The following is an 18,319-nucleotide window of genomic DNA, read 5'->3' as shown; positions in this document are numbered from 1 at the left end:
TTATTGCAAACCCTCTGAAGTTCTAGTGCTTGCCGATCACATGAATTACTTCATTGGTATAAATATGCACACCGCCTGTATCGGCAAGGGCAATATTCCTCATCGCCCGCGCCACCTTGGCAGCGGGGATGGCCCGGTACTTCGCAGCTTTGCCGACCATAGCGAAATCCAGCCCCTTCATGATCACGGAAGCCACACGTTCCCCCAGCCTGAATTCCTCCCGGTCGCCGAGCAGCTGGGACGGCCGGAACAGATGCAGACCGTGGAATCCGGCCGCAATCAGCCCGTCCTCCACCCGGCCCTTGGTACGGGTATAGAAGTTGCGTGATTTCGCGTTCGCGCCTATCGAAGACACCGCCAGGAACTGCTTTACGCCAGACGCTTTGGCAATAGCCGCGGCGGCCAGCGGATACTCCAGATCCACCTTCTCGAATTGCTCCTGTGAACCCGCCTTCTTAATCGTGGTTCCCAGACAGCAGAATACCGCATACACTCCTGCGAACTGCCCCTTATATTGCCCAAGCTGATCCCAGTCGATCTGGATCTGCCGAAGCTTCGCATGCTGCAGCTTCAGCGGCCGGCGGACGAGCACGCGGACCTCATCCCAGTCACCATTCAGTAAATCCTCTGTCAGGGCACTGCCCACCAGCCCCGTAGCTCCCAGTACTAACGCAATTCTTGTCACCCGGCTGCCTCCTTTATTAAGAACATTTCACTATTCATCCCGCAAAATACGCCGGCCCAGCAGCAGCGCCAAAGTGATCATCAGCGTCCCTACCACAAGCTGCATGCCGTACACCTGCGTCCATTCGGGCCAATTCTTAATCCATTCGTAGATGCGGCCGCCCAGCAGCGGACCGAAAAAGGCTGCCAGACCCGTGAGTGCCGCATACATAGCCATATACATCGGCCGTTCCTTCTTCGGTGTATCGCCGATAATGAAGTTGAAGGCCAGCTGGTTGAAGCCCCCCACGCCCATGCCAAATACAATATGCGCGGCAAACAGAACCGGCAGCATCGGCAATACGGACAGCAGGCCCCACATCAGCGAGGAGACCGCGATAATCGGCAGCGTCCAGAGCAGCAGCCGTTTGTTGCTGTACTTGGCGTTCAGATTCCCCCATACATAGAAGCTGCCCATCATGAAGATTGTCTGCGATACATTCAGCAGCGACAGCTTCTCATAATTGATATGAAGCAGCTGCAGCATCACATAGGAATACAGCGGCACGGTCAAATTCTGCAGCAGCAGCCATGCGGCCAGGAACAGCGTGGACTTCATAAACAGCTTATCGTGAAGCGGCTTCTTAAACATTGGCAGAAATTCTGTCTCTTCTGATTTCTCGAACGGAACATCAGGGTAGAAGAAGAACACAATAACATTGGTAAGCGAGAAAATCCACACGATTATATACAGGATAAGGAACCCGTGTCCGCCCGGATAACGGTCCAGAATAATGCCGCCTCCGTACATCACCAGGCTTCCAAGCGCATTCAGCAATGTATTACGGATGCCGAAATACCGGCCTCTGACCCGCGCTGGAACCAGGTCACTAATGACGGAGCTCCACAGCACGCCGCCTGCCGTATTGGCAATGAAAGCGATTGTATACATAACTATGAAAGCGGTAACCCAATACTCTTGCGGAAAAATGAACGGCACAAGACCGGTAGATCCCCAGAGCAGTCTGTGCAGGCCGATAAAAGTAACCATAGCCCATTTACGGCTCGGCAGCTTCTGGATCAGGAAAGCTACACCGATCTGTGCCACATTCACCAGGGTGGTAAGCGCCAGAACGAATCCGATCTGGCTGGAGCTCGCCCCTAAATATAACAGAAAGCCTGTCAGGAACTGCCCTTGCAGCAGCACCTGAAATATTGTGGCTGGTATCCCCTCAAAGGTAGCGATCTGCAGATTCTTACGATGTATCGAGGCCTTGCGGACTTCCTTGGAACGGTTCCGCAACGGCCGGTTTCTCATGATGTTCATGGGGTGATAACACTCCTTTGATGCGGCTTTTGCTTCATTCTACTCCGCATCAATCTCCTGTCAATACACCGATATCACAAATAAAGTTGGAGCCCGGAATCTGCCCATTCTCTGGGGTTAAAGCGGCAAATACAGGGAGAATAAGCTTCCCTGTCCCTCGCGGCTGTGCAAAGTAATGAACCCGCCAAGCAGTCTGGCCAGATCATTGCTGATCGACAAGCCCAGCCCTGTTCCGCCGTACTTGCGGCTGATGTTTGTATCCGCCTGCTCAAATGCCTCGAAGATCAGATCATGCTTCTCCGGCGGAATACCTATCCCGGTATCCTGCACCTCAAAGGCGACCCATTTCCGCGAGGAGAGCCCCTCTTGCCGTTCCACTACGCGGACATTCACCGATACACCGCCTGTCATAGTGAATTTGAAGGCATTTGAGAGCAGATTGCGGAGAATTTGCTGCACCCGCTGGGGATCCGTATGGATAACCCCCGGCATGTCTGTATCCAGTGAAATATCGAAGTCCAGCTGTTTCTGTTTGGCTACCACACTGAACTGCTGAAGGAGCAGATCAGGGATCTCACTGACATTGAAGTCTTCATTAATAATATCCAGCTTCCCGGCTTCTACCTTGGACAAGTCCAGAATATCATTAATAAGCGAGAGAAGGTCTTCACCCGAGCGGTGAATGATCCCGCCGTATTCTGCCAGCTCTTCCACACTCAGTTCATCTTCGCTTTCTTCAATTAGCTGGGACAGGTTAATGATACTGTTAAGCGGTGTTCTCAGCTCATGGGACATATTGGCCAGGAACTCCGACTTGAACTGCGAGGCAAGCATCAGCTGTTTGGCCCTCTCCTCCAGAACGATTTTATTCTTATGAAGCTCCTCCGTCTGCTCTGACAAAAGCTCATTGGCTCTAACAATCTGTCCGGTGCGCATCAGATCCAGCTGGAAGTCGCGGATAATCAGCGCAAACAGCACACTGAGAGCAACGCCTGCCGGGAACGTGACCGGCAGGATATCCGTTATGTATTCCTGCGCCGGGATAACTCCAAATACCGTAATATTCAACGCATTCACTACATTTACCACCAGGACAGCAATCAGTCCCTTTTGGATCACAGAGGCAGAAGAACGCTGCATCCAGAGGCTCAGGCCGGCGCAGACAAAGCCGAGGATAGATAAATTCAGCACGCCTACCACAGCTGCTTCGGTAACCCCGAAGGTCAACCGCGTAAGCCCGGTGCCGACACCAATAATGATAAGAACCAGAGGCTGGGGATAAGCCAGTGTAGAAATAATAAGCGGCACAAACCGCAGGTCAAAAATCACATGCTCGTCCAGCCTGTATCCGAAAATTGTACTTACCCACCCGGCGAAGATCGCGAGCAGGACCCAGCTTACTTTTTTCACAGGTTCAGAAGCATAGGTCACCGTATGTTTGTATATTAAGTTTGCCAGATAAGACAATGTAATCAGCAAAGCGGTATTCACAAAAAATATTTTTACATATTCCATAGCCTCACTCCTGCAGCCAAAAATGATATAACAGCGATTATTATTTATACTATCATAGAGGAATGAAATCATGAAGCCACAGTGCTATGGCATATGTATAAGAGGTAGTCTTTTTAAACGCAGTCTCCCTTGTGCCTGTCCGCAGAAGAAGAGCGCAAATCAGATACGATTTGCGCTCTTCTTCTGCGGCGTGAACCAGGGCATCATTGCCTTCCAGCGCCTTTTGGGTACGGAAGCTCCGCCATTGCCGCCAAGCTGTATAACAGGTGCCTCATCCAGATCAACTTCGGCCGGTGTCCACGTCTCTGCTTCCGGCAGTATATAGTACCGGGGGGGGGAGGTGCTGATGGTATCTCCTTGCTGTGTCAGCACCCGGTCAGCATGTATCTCAATAATCCGGCCTGTAACGACGAGGGAATTATTCATAGACATCCGCCTCTCCCTGCATTTGTGATGATCTGATCTGAGGCCTGGCCATATTCTTCGTTTAGCTGCGGATCGACTGCTCCCAGTTGCGGTATTCCGCCTCTGCATCATCCTTGGAATGCCCGTAACGCTCCTGAAGCTTACCTACCAGTTTATCTTTTTCGCCGTCTATTACATCGAGGTCATCATCCGTCAGTTGGCCCCATTGCTTCTTGGCTTCACCTTTGATCTGCAACCATTTACCTTTTAGCACATTGTTATCCATTACAAGCTCATCTCCTTAGCTGTCGGTTATTGTTGGCACAAGCTAATAATTCTCAGTGAATTATTACCCGTTGGCCCTTTGTGTGAATCCAAACCCCCGGGACAGGCCCCCATAATGGAACTACAGCACAAACCGCAAATAAAGTCATAGTTTGTCACATAATAGTCTTTTAAAAAGCTGTTCATATATTTTAAAATTTGATATACTTCAGAAGTAAATTTATTTATCATTTAAGTGATTATTTTCACATGAGTATTTCCCAGCTTGTGCTAGAATGCCATCGAACAAGAAACGAGATAATTAAATTTTTTCTTATTACTTGCCGATATATGTCGTATGCCTGCTACAAAAAGGGACCTTAGACCGATTCCAAAGTGACAAATGTCATTTATAAAGTGATTTTTATCACTTCCAATTACTATTAAAATGTTTTACATTTTAATATATATATTTTAAACTATTTTCTTGGAGGTCATATCAAAATGAAAAAAGCTTCTGTAATCTTGTCGAGCGCCCTGGTACTTGGCACTTTACTCGCGGGTTGTGGTAACAACAACAATGCGGGCAACGCTGCTGCAACTAATGCACCTGCTGCTGCGACCACTGCTCCTGCTGCTGACGCAACAACTGCTCCTGCTGCTGACGCAACAACTGCTCCTGCAGCTAACGCTGGAACAGAAACAGGCAAATACCAAGACGGCACCTACTACGGAACAGTTGATGTTGATGCAGAAACTGGCTGGCAGACTTTCGTTCTGCTTACTGTAGAAGGCGGCAAAATCACCAAAGCTGACTGGAATGCTTTCAATACCAAAACAGCCGGCGATCTGAAGAAAAAAGTATCTGAAGACGGCAACTACGGTTTGGTTAAAATTGGCGGTGCTCAATCCGAATGGCATGAACAAGCAGCTAAAGCTGAAGCTTTCCTGATTGAAAAACAAGATCCGGCAGCACTCGCTTTCGATGCTGAAGGACATACTGACGCTGTATCCGGCGTATCTGTACATGTTAGTGACTTCGTAGGCGCTGCTCAAGCTGCTCTTGCTGCTGGTCCAGTACAAGTGGGTCCTTACAAAGACGGCGGTTACAAAGCTGAAGGCGAAATGGATGCTGAATCCGGCTGGAAATCCACTGTAGCTGTATCCGTTGCCGGCGGTAACGTTGTAGCTGTTAATTTCAGCGGCGTGAATGCTGCAGGCGATGATAAGAAACAATATTCTGTAGACGGTAAGTATGGAATGAAAGCTGGCGGCGCTTCTGCTGAATGGCACGAAGAAATCGCTCTTGCTGAGAAATACTTCCTTGAAAATAAAGGCGCAGCTCCTACCCTGGATGCTGAAGGCAAAACAGATGCAATTTCCGGCGTATCTATCCACGTTGGCGAATATTTCACACTGGCACAAAAAGCACTTGAAGGCGCGAAATAATTATTCGCTATCCTTTTGCAGCTAATCAGACGAATGAGGTGAGTTTCTCTTGAAGAAAATAGTCATTTTGGGCGGCGGCTACGGCGGCGTACTCACGGCTAAGAAACTGGCAAAGAAATTTAAGAACGACAAAGATGTAGAAATCAAACTGATCGACCGAAATCCATACCACACTCTCTTGACTGAGCTGCATGAGGTTTCTGCGAATCGCGCACCTGAGGATTCGATCAAAATTGACTTGAAGAAAATCTTTGCCGGCCTGAAAGTGGATGTTGTTCTCGACGAAATCAGCAACATTGATTTCAAGAACAAGAAGCTGAAGTCCGACAAAGCTACCTATGCTTATGATTACCTGGTAATCGGCACAGGAAGCAAACCAACCTTCTTCGGAATTCCCGGAGCTGAAGAGAATACCTTCTCCTTCTGGTCTTATGACGATGCAGTTGCCCTGAAGCGTCAAATCCGCGACATGTACACCAAAGCTGCGAAGGAAAAGAATGCGGCAGTACGCCGTTCCATGCTGACCTTCGTAATCATCGGTGCCGGCTTCACTGGTGTCGAGCTGGTTGGTGAAATGGCTGAGCAACGTGAAGAACTGTGTAAGGAATTCTTCATTGATCCTTCTGAAGTAAGATTGATTGTAGCTGATATGGCTCCGAAGATTCTGCCTATCCTTCCAGAGAAGCTGATTCAGAAAGCCGAAGCCCGCCTGCGTAAGATGAATGTAGAAATTGTTACCGGCGCCAAAATCACCGAGGTAGGCACAGGTTCTGTAGCCCTCGGCGAGAAAAACATCGTGGATGCTCAGACCATCGTCTGGACTGCCGGTGTTGAAGGCTCCGAAATCGTTGGCAGTCTTGATGTTCAGCAGCAAGGCCGCAAACGTATTGTTACGAATGAACACCTTGAAAGTGTTGATCATAAGAACGTATACGTTGTAGGGGATAACATCTTCTTCATCCCTGAAGGCGAAGAACGTCCAGTTCCACAAATGGTTGAGAATGCTGAACAAGCTGCACCTGTTATCGCGGGCAATATTACTGCCGATATCAAGGGCACGCCTAAAAAAGCTTACAAACCAGGATTCCATGGCACCATGGTTTCGATCGGCAGCCGCTACGGTGTAGCGAACGTTGGTCTTCCGGGCAAATTCTTCATGCTGACCGGCTTCATGGCTATGCTGTCCAAACATTTCATCAATATGTTCTACCTGTCCCAGGTTGTAGGCTTCAACAAAGTATGGACTTACATGATGCACGAGTTCTTCCATGTTGAGAACCGCAAGAGCTTTGTCGGCGGATACTTCTCCAAGCGCTCGCCGAACTTCTGGCTCGTTCCGCTCCGTATGCTTTTGGGTGGTATGTGGCTATATGAAGGTATAGAGAAGATCAGAAAAATCTGGGTTGATCCCAATAAGATCTTCCTGATTCCTGCAGCTCCTTATGCAGATGCTACTTCTGCAGCCAGCGTGGCTGTGGATGCCGTTAAAGACACCGTAGATGCCCAATCTGCAGCTTCCGCAGTATCCACTGCCAAAGAAGCAGTATCGGCTTTGCCGGTTCCAGGTTTCATCTATGATATTTCTAACTGGTTCATGGATCTTATGTTCTACAACCCGGACGGTTCTTACACCTTCCTGGCTAAATGGTTCCAAATCGGTATGGTTTGTGCCGAAATCCTCTTCGGTGTTATGCTTATCGTTGGTTTGTTCACGGCTATTTCTTCCTTGGCTACTATAGGTATGGCGGTCATGATCTGGACCACCAAGATGGCAGCTACAGAAATGCTCTGGTACGTTGCGGCGGCTATTGCCTGCATCGGCGGATCCGGCAGCGTGTTCGGTCTGGATTACTATGTTCTTCCTTGGCTCAAGAAGCAGTGGAAGAGGATTCCACTCGTCCGGCGCTGGTATCTGTTTACCGACTGACCATACGGGTAACTTCTTAGTAAGTGTATAACTTAAATACAGTAGCGGCGTACGCACATGCTGCGCTGCTGCAAGCTGAATATGATGTTCTTAAGAGTAATGTGTCCCTAGGACACATTACTCTCCTTGTTTAACAAGGGGAAAGCACATATCTGCATAAAGATGTACAGAATGGTTTTGTAGGGATAATCAGGGCTGTGGTTTCTTCCGGCAAAACCGACAAGAAGGAGAGAATCTTGTGAATAAAAAACTCATTGAAGATACATTCCGGATGCTTCAGGCTGAAATGTCCCCGATCGCCGGAATTCAGTTGTATCTCTCTCCGGCAGAATGCGAGCAATTGCTCTCGGTACTGGAACGCCATGATCTGGAATATGACCGCAAAGTCCATTTGCTAGGTATTTATACCATTCTTACCGTGGCTGCACAGCGCCATATGGAATGTGTCCCACATCATCCTGACCTGACCCGCAGCATTTTGGATGGAGATTACCTATACAGCTTTTACCTGCAGTTTGCAGTGAAATGCCGAGAGCTGGATCTGGTTGCATATTTGGCTCCCTCAATCAAAAAAATGCAAATTGGACGGTCAAATGGAGATTTCACGGAACAGGATCCGGCCCAGGGGTTTGATGAATTCCTCATTCAGGAGCGCAGACAGCGAAGCCGCACAAGCAAAGCCATTTGACAGGTGGGAACACAAAAGATGAAGCTGCACGAAGCCTTGCATATTGATCTCAATGAAATTAACCGTGAAATTAAGAATTTGGTGACCCGCGATAAGGATGTTCCCAAAAAGTCGCTGCTGGCGCAGAGTATTCTTGAACTGACCGGCTCCGGCGGCAAACGGCTACGCCCGCTGATGGTCATAGTCGGCAGCCGGTTCGGACGCAAGCCGGCCGGACGCAGAACCCTGCAATTATCCGCAGCCGCTGAATTCATCCACGCCGCCTCATTGATTCATGATGATATTATTGACGATGCCGAACTGCGGCGGGGCGAGCCTGCGCTGCATACCAAGACCGGCATCCTATCCGCTGTGCATATCGGCAATTATATGTCCGCCCGCGTCATCGAGCTGCTAAGCAAGTATTCAGGTGATAAGAACCGTTACGTTCACGATCTGTCTTCTGTGGCCACTGCCCAGTTATGTCTGGGGGAATACCAGCAAATGGAGCATGCCTTTGATTACAACCTGACACTTGAGCAATACCTGGACAAGTCCCGTAACAAAACAGCGCTGCTGATGGCTACCTGCCTGCGGGTAGGTGCACTATCCACAGAAAGCACCGAAGAAGTCGCCGATCTTCTCTATAATTTCGGCGAATCGCTCGGCATGTCATTCCAGATTCAGGATGACATCCTCGACTTCACTCAGTCGGCGGATGTGCTCGGCAAGCCCGCAGGCAGCGACCTGCGCCATGGCCAGGTTACCTTGCCTGTACTTTTCGCCCTGCAGGACCCTGAGCTTGCCCCTGTGATCCGCCGGATTGGCCCCTCTTCTTCTTCCGAAGAGGTTGCGCATGTCTTAGAGCTGATTACAGCCAGCGACGCTCTGGCCCGCACAGAAGCTGTCAGCCAGGACTACCTGTCCCAGGCTGCAGCGATCGTGCAGCAGCTCTCCAGCTTCCCGGCGCATGCCGATCTGGAGATCCTGCTGCAATATTTCGCCGGACGTGACCGGTGAGCCGGAGCTATTGTCTGTGCAGCCAGTTAGCAACTGCACGCCATATCAATTTCTAAGTAAACGAGTCCTTTGGGGCTCGTTTTTTTTGCTTTATGCGAACCCCCGCCTATATCCCAGCGATTTTTATGAAAATCCTGCACAGAATACAACATTTCCCTCATAAACCTGACTCAAATCCAAAATTGTTGTACAAAAGGCAACATTTCTCCTCTTCCGAGCCGTTTAACGGAACAATTGTTGTATTTCATACAGGCGTGTTGATTCCCCATATTATGGAATGAATATAATTCCCAAAATGCTCTTGTTCCTGAGTAGACTCAGTTGAACCTGCCACTCCAGCGGAAGACTAAATATACGCCAATGCTGCATAAATTCCCAAAGGGTCAGTTGAGCAAAGGCAGGCACGTTGGAGTGGATTTCATCATAAACGCGTCTCAGAAGCACATAGACAGCAAGGGCCACAAACAATTGGCTGTATACTGCATTTTCGGTGGTTCCAAATAGACATGGCACGTTCAGATGCTGTTTAATCCAGCGGAAAAAGACTTCAATTTCCCAGCGTGCCTTGTAGATTTCGGCGATTACATGAGCGGACTCTTTTCTCAAATCGGTCACGACCCGTACGACTTCCCCCCGGTCATTTTCAAATTCTACGACCCGGTGGCGCTGAGCGGATTGGCACTTCCCTTGACCGATATAACAAGTCATATCACGAACAATTTTCGTTTCTCCCTCTGCGGGTCGCTGGAGGTTTCTCGGCTTCACCAAATGGAGATTGTCTTTGAGTCGAATCACAAACGACTGGCCCTGGAGCACATATTGATCCAATCTGCTAATTTTTCCATACGCCCGATCCTGTACCAAAATGTAGTCCGTATCTGCCAAAACTTCTCCAAACGGAGCGTCATTGCGCTTCGCAATCGATTCCTCCACGTTCACGGGTAAACGCTGACCTTGCGAAAGAGCGACATGCAGCTTAATGCCCCCTCTAAATTTTTTGTACGAGGCCCAAGGCATTCGGGAATTCGCCGCCGTGACCGTCGTCGAGTCAATCAGCAGAAGATCTTTAGGAAGATTCAGATGCCGCCGGGTTTGTCGGTTACATTTCTTGACGAGCAGTTGAAAGATACGTTTGAAGATTTCGTAAGGGACTTCACCGGCCTTGCCGGAAAGGGTGGAGTAATGAATCTCAGGCAAGTCAAAGTTTGGGCCTAAGCGGGCACTTTGCCGGAAGCCGTCCCATTTGTGGTAGCAGGCTTGGACAAAGTAATCGAGTAGCAACCCGACGGTCATTTTGGTTCCACTATCTACGTAGTCCTTGGTTTGTCCAGTCACCATTTGGACTTCTTCCGGTGTTAATACTTGTTTGAAAACGGCTAAAAATGGGGTATATTTATTCATGAGGTCGCCTCATTTCGGTTTGGTTTGGTCGTACTTACCATTACCCGAAATGGCGGCCTTTTTCGTCCCTTTTTTTGGGAAATCAACACGCCTATATTTCATACAACAATCCGTTCGAACACCCTACTATTAATGAATCAGAGTTGTAATACGTACAACATTATGCCCTTTCAGAGTTACTCAGGTGCTTTATAGAGACCTAAACTATACAAGAACCCAGTAGGGTAGGATTCATTCGTGTTTTTTTGATGGATTATACTGTACGGTGCGCAGCAGAAATAGTTAAGCTGGGCATTAATTCTACCTGTATGATGTTGCTAAACAAGCGAACGCAGCAACGCGAACGTGAGCGTGTTTAGCTTAGTGGTTTTGCTTTTAGGTTTGCTTTTTAGGTTTGCTCTTGGGGGTTGTCTCTTGGGGGTTGTCCTTGTGTGTTTTCTCTCGGGGGTTTATCCTTGTGGGTTGTCCCTTGGGGGTTGTCTCTTGCGGTTGTCTCTTGCGGTTGTCTCTTGCGGTTGTCTCTTGGGGGTTGTCTCACGGAGGCAAAAAGAAAAGCGCGAAGCCTAAGCTTGTCGCGCTCTTTGCCGCCCGCCCCGCTGGGTAGGCTTGTTGTCTTTTTGAAGTTAATCTTGCCTGGGGAGAGGTTAGGACGGAACGGAGAGGAATTTTGGAACTGGAGAAGCGTCAGCGTTCGCCTTTAACTTCGGATTCCTACCGCAAACAGCGGTTCAAATCAGGGAATCCGAAGTTAACAGCGATCGTAAGTCCAAATATTCCGCGCAGTGCAGCATCCCAACCTCACTCTCGCCAGCGCCTACCGCGCCCCCCCGCAAACTAATTAACGTAAAAATAATCAATCAACGTACACAGCAATATCACCATACTGATCACCTGGTTCAAATTATAAGAAGCCACCTTCATCATTTTGCGGTTCGAAGGCTTGATGATCTTATGCTCTGTCATGAGCAGCAGTGTAGCAATCCCGATGCCGACCAGATACATCCAGCCGAGATCACGCCAGAGATACAGGAACAGCAGCAGCATAATCATAATGAAATGCAGACCCTTGGAGATCCGCAGCGCGTTCTCCAGTCCGAAGAAGCTCGGAATGGACCATAAGCCATTTTTCCGGTCGAAATCGATGTCCTGGGTCCCGTAGATGATGTCAAAGCCGGCTATCCAGAGCATGACCACCGTTCCGATAACGAATGGAGTGAAGGCAATATTCCCAGTTACAGCAAACCAGGCACCGATCGGCGCCGAGGCAATCACGAAGCCCAGATACAGATGGCTCAGGAAGGTAAAACGCTTCGTGTACGAATAGCTCGAGATCAGCACGATGGCCACCGGAGACAGCAGCAGGCAGAGCAGATTCAGCATCCCGGATGCGACAATAAACAGGGCATAGTTGATGATGATGAACAGGATGACTTCCTTCTCAGCGATCAGACGCTGCGGCAGATGCCGGTGTGCGGTACGCGGATTATTGCCGTCAAAGGTACGGTCCACCAGGCGGTTGAACGCATTGGCCCCGTTACGCGCGCCGATCAGAGCGATCAGCCCCCACAGCATCATATGGCCGGAAGGCCAGCCTCCCGCCGCCCATACCATCGAGATGATGGCAAAAGGCAGGGAGAAGAGCGTATGGGAGAACATAACCAGCTCGCTGAACATTTTCAATTTAAGTGCCGTATGCTTAAAAGCATTAATGATAACCATAATGTTGTGCCTCTTTCTTCAATGAATCGCTTGCTTGACCAAGGACAGCACTTCATCCAAGGCAGCAAGCATAGCATCAATATTCTCTGCGGTGACGACCAGCGGCGGCTGGAAGGCGAGAACATTGCGGCCTATGCCGTTTTTGCCGATCAGATAGCCGCGGTCCTTCATCTCTTCAAGGACATGGTCTGTCCGCTCAGCCGCCCCCTCAGCGTCGGAGCCGGCAAGCTCGGCCCCCAGCATGAATCCAGTCCCCCGCACATCGGTGATCAGCGCAGGATAACGCTCCTGAAGCCGGAGCAGGCCTTCCTTCAAACGTCCGCCCAGCTCAGCCGCACGTTCCGGCAGGCGTTCACTCTGGATATAATCCAGCACAGCCAGCGCCGTAGCCGCGGATACAGGGTTGCCCCCGAACGTTGAGGCCGAAGGCTTGTTCAGCGATGCGGCAATCTCATCTGTAGTCGAAAATGCGGCGACAGGCACTCCGTTGCCCAGTGCCTTAGCCATGCTGATGATGTCCGGTACTACGCCGAAATGCTCCATCGCAAACATAGCTCCCGTACGGCCATAGCCGGTCTGAATCTCATCGTCGATCAGCAGGACGCCGTACTGCTCCAGCAGCGCCTTCACCTCACGGAAATAAGACAGGGCTGGCATAATCATGCCGCCGTTCCCCTGAATCGGTTCAACGATCATGGCGGCGATAGTATCCCCTTTCTCGGCGAGTACACGCTTCAGGCTCTGAATCGACCGCGCAGCAGCTTCTTCCAGCGTCATCTCCGGATGATACGGACGCTCAATGAACGTCACATCTTCATCCAGGTAAGCGTCTGTCCGCCACATTTGCAGGCCGGTCACACTCATTGTAAGATTGGTCCGGCCATGCAGGCCGGCTTCCAGGGCAATGAACCCTTTGCGTCCGGTATGCATCCGTGCCAGCAGGAGTGCCCCTTCATTCGCTTCCGAGCCGCTGTTAACGAAGAAGGTCCGGCGCAACGCGCCCGGCAGCAGACCCTCCAGACGCTCGGCCAGATCTACATTCGGCTGGGTCAGATAGACGGTCGAGGTATGCTGCAGCTGCTGCAGCTGCGCTATCGTGCGGGAGGTAATCGCCGGATTGCAGTGGCCGCAGGCGACAACCGACACCCCGGCGAAGAAATCCGTATATTCTTTGCCGTTCTCATCGTACACGTACTGCATGCTTCCGCGTACCAGTTGCGGTGCATCCCGGTAAAAATGTGCGGTGCACGGGTAGAAATACTGCTTTCTTTTGGCGGCTACCGCATCTCTTCCAATGATGTTGCTCTGTTCCATGAAGGTTCCCTCGCTTTCAGCTGCTGATGATCCAAGATGATGTCCATGATGTGGATAAAAAGATATGATTCAGGCTTATTAGATTGTGAAAAAAATAACTTATAAATGCGCCGCTTACCGTTATTATACTCACCGTAGCGTTATTTTAAAATTGAATTATTATTAATTAAATTGCAGTGAGCCTAGTGTGTAGCCCGCGTATACCGGCTTAAGTCCGCCCAGCAGATCATCGCCCAGCTTCGGTCCGTTAAGCGCAGCCTGGTAAGCAGCAATAATCGTGCGCAGTTCATCTGTGCTGTAAGTAGCCCCTTCGATCCGGAAGCTCGCAATCCCAAGTCCGTTCATCTCATCCAGCATCGGCAGATAACACAGCTCTTTGGCGAACAGCAGGTGGCAGCGGCCATATTGGTCGCGGTAGACCGGATTCTCACCCTTGTCGGTTTTGAGCACCAGCACATCATTGCTGACAAACTGGTTGTCTTCCTCACCAATCGGCTCCATCACTTCTGTATTCTCGAACAGATCATGCTCCATATACATCAGCGCCGGCGTTCCGTGAACCACAACTTCCAGCGGCAAATCGCTGCGCGAGATGAAGGAGGCAAAGTGCTCCAACGTCATTTCCGGTGAAACTGTAAGCTTCGTAAGGCCGAGTCCGGTATACAGTCCGGCAGACAGGTGGTTGTAAACATTCAGGTTGGCATCGCCAATCATCGGGTAACCGGTCCCACGGTAGCGGCGGATTGCTCCAAGGTTCGTAATCATCAAGCCGTCAATCGGCAGCTTCTCCCCGTTCAGCAAGTGGTCATATTGATCAAAATGCAGCTCCGTCATCATCCGCGGCATTCCGAGGTACAGCTTGGTCCGGCCTTTGATGGCTCCAAGCTCCTTAATATCCTGCTTCGTGAACGGACGGTCCGGCTCAAACACATCACCCGGAATATATAAGCTCTCTACACCCATCTCCAGCACGACGCGCGCCTGTTCCATATTATTCACCCGCACAGCCAGCTCCGGCTTCGTCTGCTTACTGCGTTTATCTTCGGCCATCCGTTCGCGCAGCTGCATTACCCGTGCTTCGGACAGCTCGCGCTCTGCAGTCGGTGTACTGAATACTTTGCCAGTGCTATAGAACTTGCCTGTACCTTCATAGCGGCGGTTGATATTCGTTAGTCCCGGTTTGCCAAAAGCATAGGCGGTGGAGAAGTCACGTTTGCGGTTCTTGTACAGCTCTTTGGAATCCACCGTACGGTCAAAGCCCAGCGGATCATCGATATAGCGGTCAATCGCATCGCCATAGCTGTTGGCCAGGTTCACCATAAATTCCTGGTCGCGCATGCGGCCTTCAATTTTGAAGGAAGTAATACCGGACTCAATCAGCTCCGGAAGATGCTCATACATGAACATATCCTTCACGGCCAGCGGGTATTCCGCAGGGAAGACATAGCCATCACGTTTGATCCGGTAATCCCAGCGGCAAGGCTTCATGCATTTGCCCCGGTTGCTGCTCATCCCGAACACCTGGGAACTGAAATAGCAGTTCGCTCCGTGCACGGAACACATATCGCCATGGATGAAATATTCCAGCTCTACACCGCTTCTGCTTCCCAGCAGCTTCGCTGTCTGCAGATCCATCTCACGGGAGGTAACGACCCGGCTGACGCCAAGCTCCTTCAGTGCGTGAATCATCTCCAGATTATGCACATTCATCATGACCGAAGCGTGAACCGGAACGGTAAGCTCCATCTCGCGGATCAGCTCCAGCACAGCCATATCCTGCACGATCAGCGCATCCGGACGGGCTCCGTCAAGAAACCGCAGGTACTCTCTGGCTTCTTCCACATCTTCTTCGCTGAACAGATTATTTACAGTGACGTATACTTTTTTATCCAGCTTGTGGGCGATCGACACGGCTTCAATTATTTCCTCATGACTTAAGTTATAGCCCTTGCGCATCATTCTCATATTCAGCACCGGACCGCCGAAATACACGGCATCACACTTCGATTCAATCACAGCCTTGAAAATCTCAAACGTTCCGGCAGGTGCCAACAATTCAATCTCTTTACCATTAAAATAACGTGCCATTCTTGTTTCCTCCTAAACTTCCTACAATAATGCTACTGCAATTCCTAAGACAACGAACATAGCTACAAACAGCGTATCAGCGGCGCCCCACCTGAGGCGGTGATACCGGCTGCGCGGCGCATCCATACGGAAGCCACGGGCTTCCATGGAATAGACAAGGTCCTGGGCACGCCGGAAAGCACTGGCGATGACCGGAACCAGCAGGGAAACTAGCATCCGCGCCTTCTCTTTCAAAGGGAGCTCCTTCAGATCGGCGCCGCGCGAGGCCTGCGCCTTCAGAATAATCTGCGCTTCATCCAGGATCGTCGGGATAAAACGCAGCGCGATGCTGATCATCAGCGTAATCCGGTCCGGTGACAGGCCGAGCTTCTTAAACGGAGCAAGCACACCTTCAAGGCCCTGGTTCAGCTTGCCGGGCGTGGTCGTAAAGGTCAGCAGTGCCGTGAAGGTCAGCAGGAACAGCATGCGGATGACCGAGAACGCCCCCAGCCGCAGGCCTCCCTCATGCAGCGAGAAGGAGCCAAGTGACCACAGGACATCCCCTTCCTTCACGGACAGGGACTGCACAATGAAGATGAATAACATCAGATAACGCAAAGGCTTCGCAGCCTTAATGAAATATTTTAGCGGGATGCGGGTGGTTGCCATAACAATGATGGAGAACACGGCTATGAGCCCAATCTCCATCCACGAATTGGACAGCAGGATAATCACTACGTAGAGCAGCATGCCCGTAATTTTGGACCGGGCATCCAGCTTATGGACCCATGAGCCCGTATCAATGCTGCGTCCCAGCAGCAGGCGTTCATTCATGGCCATTCCCCTTTTCTTCCATGCCGGCGGCGTTCTTGCGCTCTTCGAGCAGGGCGGCGATCCGTTCCGCGAGGGCCTCTGCCGTAAGGAGCGGCTTCTCGCCGGTCAGGCCGAAGCGCTGCGAGGCAGCCTGCCAGTACCGGAGAGACTGCGGAACCGTCAGTCCGCAGCGCTCCAGGATCGCCGGATCAGCGGCCAGCTCCTGGCCGCTGCCCAAGAAGGCGAGTCCGCCGTCCTTAAGCAGGGCCCAGCTGTCAGCATACGGCAGCAGCTCATCCATCCGGTGCGTCACGATGATGATCGTCCGGCCCTGCTCGCGGCACAGCCGCTCCAGCAGCGCGATCAGCTCGGCGCGGCTTACCGGGTCCAGCGTCGCTGTCGGCTCATCCAGCACGACAATGTCCGGGTCCATCGCCAGCACCGAGGCGATGGCGGCTTTGCGCATCTGTCCGCCGCTCAGGCGGAACGGATTGCGCTCAAGCAGGGCCAGATCCAGGCCCATGTCCGTCATCGCTTTGCGTGCCCGCTCCTTGGCCTCCTCCGGACTCACGCCGAAGTTAAGCGGCCCGAAGCAGAGGTCCTTCTCCACCGTATCTTCGAACATCTGCTGCTCCGGGAATTGAAAGACCAGTCCGACCCGGCGGCGCAGCGGAAGCAGCTTCGGCGACTTCTCTCCTGCAGTGATGGTTATATCAAACACCTGCACCGTACCTTCTGTCGGTTTCAGAATCCCGTTGAACAGCTGGAGCAGCGTGGACTTACCGGAGCCCGTTGCCCCGGCGATCCCGGTCAGCGACCCCTGGGCAATATTCAGATTAATCCCATGCAGCGCCGTCTGCTTCCACATACTGCGGTCAGCATACGTATAGCTTACTTGCTGAAGTTGTATGGCCATAGTGTGTCTATAAGCTCCTTTTCGCTGGCGGGTACATCCACCGTAATCCCCCGGCTCTGCAGTTCACGGGCAAGACGCCAAGGGTAGGGTTCCCGCAAATGGCATTTCTCCAGCAGCTCTTCATTACGGAACAGCTCCGCAGGCGGCACATCCGCCGCTATGCTTCCGCCATGCAGCGCAAGCACACGGTCCGAAGCCAGGATTTCATCCGGATCATGTGTAATCAGCAGTATCGTGTACGCCCCTTCTGCCTGCATGTCCCGCAGAATGCCCATAAGCTCATCACGGCTGCCTTCGTCCAACATAGAAGAGGCCTCGTCGAGGATGACGATGCCTGGCTTCATGGCGAGAATCGAAGCAAGCGCGACACGCTGCTTCTGTCCGCCCGACAGCTCTCCGGGATGCTTGGACAGCAGATGATCAATGCCCAGCTTCACGGTATAGAGATCAAGCCGCTGCTTCATCTCTTCGTAGGGCAGACACAGGCCTTCCAGGCCGAAGAGAATATCTTCCTCTACCGTCTGTCCGATAAACTGGTTATCCGGATTCTGGAATACCATCCCGATGCATTGCCGGATGTCTCCAATTGTCTCTTCCTGCAGCGTATGTCCGCAGACAGTAATCTCCCCGGCACTCTTGGGCAGCAGTGCATTCAGAAGCTTGACGAGCGTAGATTTCCCGCAGCCGTTGGGTCCTACAATGCTTACCCATTGGCCCTGCGGGATAGACACGTTTATGTCATGGAGAATCGGATGCTCCGGATCATATCCGAACGAGACTCCCGCAAGCGTAATAACGGCCGGTTCCTCACCGGCCTCTGTATCTTTGTACGATTGATTCATGTTAGTCATC

At 51.2% G+C, this 18,319-nt stretch carries 16 protein-coding genes; 4 read left to right on the top strand and 12 right to left on the bottom strand.

The genetic code is table 11. The features are described from left to right. Window positions 1-22 precede the first annotated feature (22 nt). The 5 genes from NSQ73_RS32910 to NSQ73_RS32890 form a co-directional block, all read right to left on the bottom strand. Window positions 23-685, bottom strand: a complete 663-nt coding sequence (locus tag NSQ73_RS32910) for an NAD(P)H-binding protein (RefSeq protein ID WP_340990381.1) — start codon at window positions 683-685, stop codon at window positions 23-25. A gap of 30 nt (window positions 686-715) precedes the next feature. Beyond that, window positions 716-1,990, bottom strand: a complete 1,275-nt coding sequence (locus tag NSQ73_RS32905) for an MFS transporter (RefSeq protein WP_445669712.1) — start codon at window positions 1,988-1,990, stop codon at window positions 716-718. A 117-nt stretch (window positions 1,991-2,107) separates the two neighbouring features. After that, a complete protein-coding gene (locus NSQ73_RS32900; RefSeq protein WP_340990380.1) occupies window positions 2,108-3,505 on the bottom strand; it encodes an ATP-binding protein in 1,398 nt (465 codons plus the stop codon). 159 nt (window positions 3,506-3,664) lie between these two features. Then, on the bottom strand, window positions 3,665-3,937 hold the full coding sequence (locus tag NSQ73_RS32895) for a hypothetical protein (RefSeq protein ID WP_340990379.1): 273 nt from the start codon (window positions 3,935-3,937) through the stop codon (window positions 3,665-3,667). A gap of 55 nt (window positions 3,938-3,992) precedes the next feature. After that, the gene (locus tag NSQ73_RS32890) at window positions 3,993-4,196 is read right to left on the bottom strand and encodes a CsbD family protein (RefSeq protein WP_042133189.1); all 204 of its coding nucleotides are present in this window, start codon (window positions 4,194-4,196) and stop codon (window positions 3,993-3,995) included. Between the two features lie 482 nt (window positions 4,197-4,678). On the opposite strand from NSQ73_RS32890, the gene NSQ73_RS32885 reads away from it, so the two are divergent. The 4 genes from NSQ73_RS32885 (at window position 4,679) to NSQ73_RS32870 (ending at window position 9,237) form a co-directional block, all read left to right on the top strand. Beyond that, window positions 4,679-5,623: an FMN-binding protein gene (locus NSQ73_RS32885; protein ID WP_340990378.1), complete on the top strand. Its 945-nt coding sequence runs from the start codon at window positions 4,679-4,681 to the stop codon at window positions 5,621-5,623. Between the two features lie 49 nt (window positions 5,624-5,672). After that, window positions 5,673-7,550: an FAD-dependent oxidoreductase gene (locus tag NSQ73_RS32880; RefSeq protein ID WP_336103529.1), complete on the top strand. Its 1,878-nt coding sequence runs from the start codon at window positions 5,673-5,675 to the stop codon at window positions 7,548-7,550. A gap of 238 nt (window positions 7,551-7,788) precedes the next feature. After that, window positions 7,789-8,238 (top strand): hypothetical protein, encoded by a 450-nt coding sequence (locus NSQ73_RS32875; protein WP_039309806.1) that lies wholly within the window; start codon window positions 7,789-7,791, stop codon window positions 8,236-8,238. A gap of 18 nt (window positions 8,239-8,256) precedes the next feature. Next, the gene (locus NSQ73_RS32870) at window positions 8,257-9,237 is read left to right on the top strand and encodes a polyprenyl synthetase family protein (protein ID WP_340990376.1); all 981 of its coding nucleotides are present in this window, start codon (window positions 8,257-8,259) and stop codon (window positions 9,235-9,237) included. Between the two features lie 270 nt (window positions 9,238-9,507). Here the strand turns inward: NSQ73_RS32870 and NSQ73_RS32865 are convergent, their stop codons facing one another. From NSQ73_RS32865 to NSQ73_RS32835, 7 genes are all read right to left on the bottom strand, one after another. Continuing rightward, on the bottom strand, window positions 9,508-10,638 hold the full coding sequence (locus NSQ73_RS32865; RefSeq protein WP_340986060.1) for an IS4 family transposase: 1,131 nt from the start codon (window positions 10,636-10,638) through the stop codon (window positions 9,508-9,510). An 834-nt stretch (window positions 10,639-11,472) separates the two neighbouring features. Continuing rightward, the gene (locus NSQ73_RS32860) at window positions 11,473-12,357 is read right to left on the bottom strand and encodes a UbiA-like polyprenyltransferase (protein ID WP_042133181.1); all 885 of its coding nucleotides are present in this window, start codon (window positions 12,355-12,357) and stop codon (window positions 11,473-11,475) included. Window positions 12,358-12,375: 18 nt separating this feature from the next. Then, a complete protein-coding gene (locus NSQ73_RS32855) occupies window positions 12,376-13,671 on the bottom strand; it encodes an aspartate aminotransferase family protein (RefSeq protein ID WP_039309808.1) in 1,296 nt (431 codons plus the stop codon). Window positions 13,672-13,833: 162 nt separating this feature from the next. Beyond that, the gene (locus NSQ73_RS32850; RefSeq protein WP_340990372.1) at window positions 13,834-15,759 is read right to left on the bottom strand and encodes a peptidase U32 family protein; all 1,926 of its coding nucleotides are present in this window, start codon (window positions 15,757-15,759) and stop codon (window positions 13,834-13,836) included. A 21-nt stretch (window positions 15,760-15,780) separates the two neighbouring features. Beyond that, a complete protein-coding gene (locus NSQ73_RS32845; protein WP_171720246.1) occupies window positions 15,781-16,572 on the bottom strand; it encodes an energy-coupling factor transporter transmembrane component T family protein in 792 nt (263 codons plus the stop codon). Beyond that, the gene (locus NSQ73_RS32840) at window positions 16,565-17,467 is read right to left on the bottom strand and encodes an energy-coupling factor transporter ATPase (protein WP_340990369.1); all 903 of its coding nucleotides are present in this window, start codon (window positions 17,465-17,467) and stop codon (window positions 16,565-16,567) included. The genes NSQ73_RS32845 and NSQ73_RS32840 overlap by 8 nt, the downstream gene beginning before the upstream one ends. Continuing rightward, window positions 17,443-18,309, bottom strand: a complete 867-nt coding sequence (locus NSQ73_RS32835; RefSeq protein ID WP_340990368.1) for an ATP-binding cassette domain-containing protein — start codon at window positions 18,307-18,309, stop codon at window positions 17,443-17,445. Before NSQ73_RS32835 ends, NSQ73_RS32840 begins: the two co-directional genes overlap by 25 nt. Window positions 18,310-18,319 lie beyond the last annotated feature (10 nt).

It is taken from the genome of Paenibacillus sp. FSL R10-2736 (assembly GCF_038000245.1).
GTDB classification, from domain to species: domain Bacteria; phylum Bacillota; class Bacilli; order Paenibacillales; family Paenibacillaceae; genus Paenibacillus_AQ; species Paenibacillus_AQ phytohabitans.
This window is presented reverse-complemented; position numbering and strand designations above follow the sequence as displayed.

Bases quoted from the DNA above. Each gene is read 5' to 3' on its own strand.
- NSQ73_RS32885 (WP_340990378.1), top strand. From the start codon at position 4,679: ATGAAAAAAGCTTCTGTAATCTTGTCGAGCGCCCTGGTACTTGGCACT.
- NSQ73_RS32860 (WP_042133181.1), bottom strand. From the start codon at position 12,357: ATGGTTATCATTAATGCTTTTAAGCATACGGCACTTAAATTGAAAATG.
- NSQ73_RS32845 (WP_171720246.1), bottom strand. From the start codon at position 16,572: ATGAATGAACGCCTGCTGCTGGGACGCAGCATTGATACGGGCTCATGG.
- NSQ73_RS32865 (WP_340986060.1), bottom strand. From the start codon at position 10,638: ATGAATAAATATACCCCATTTTTAGCCGTTTTCAAACAAGTATTAACA.
- NSQ73_RS32855 (WP_039309808.1), bottom strand. From the start codon at position 13,671: ATGGAACAGAGCAACATCATTGGAAGAGATGCGGTAGCCGCCAAAAGA.
- NSQ73_RS32905 (WP_445669712.1), bottom strand. From the start codon at position 1,990: ATGAACATCATGAGAAACCGGCCGTTGCGGAACCGTTCCAAGGAAGTC.
- NSQ73_RS32840 (WP_340990369.1), bottom strand. From the start codon at position 17,467: ATGGCCATACAACTTCAGCAAGTAAGCTATACGTATGCTGACCGCAGT.
- NSQ73_RS32870 (WP_340990376.1), top strand. From the start codon at position 8,257: ATGAAGCTGCACGAAGCCTTGCATATTGATCTCAATGAAATTAACCGT.
- NSQ73_RS32850 (WP_340990372.1), bottom strand. From the start codon at position 15,759: ATGGCACGTTATTTTAATGGTAAAGAGATTGAATTGTTGGCACCTGCC.
- NSQ73_RS32835 (WP_340990368.1), bottom strand. From the start codon at position 18,309: ATGAATCAATCGTACAAAGATACAGAGGCCGGTGAGGAACCGGCCGTT.
- NSQ73_RS32890 (WP_042133189.1), bottom strand. From the start codon at position 4,196: ATGGATAACAATGTGCTAAAAGGTAAATGGTTGCAGATCAAAGGTGAA.
- NSQ73_RS32900 (WP_340990380.1), bottom strand. From the start codon at position 3,505: ATGGAATATGTAAAAATATTTTTTGTGAATACCGCTTTGCTGATTACA.
- NSQ73_RS32895 (WP_340990379.1), bottom strand. From the start codon at position 3,937: ATGTCTATGAATAATTCCCTCGTCGTTACAGGCCGGATTATTGAGATA.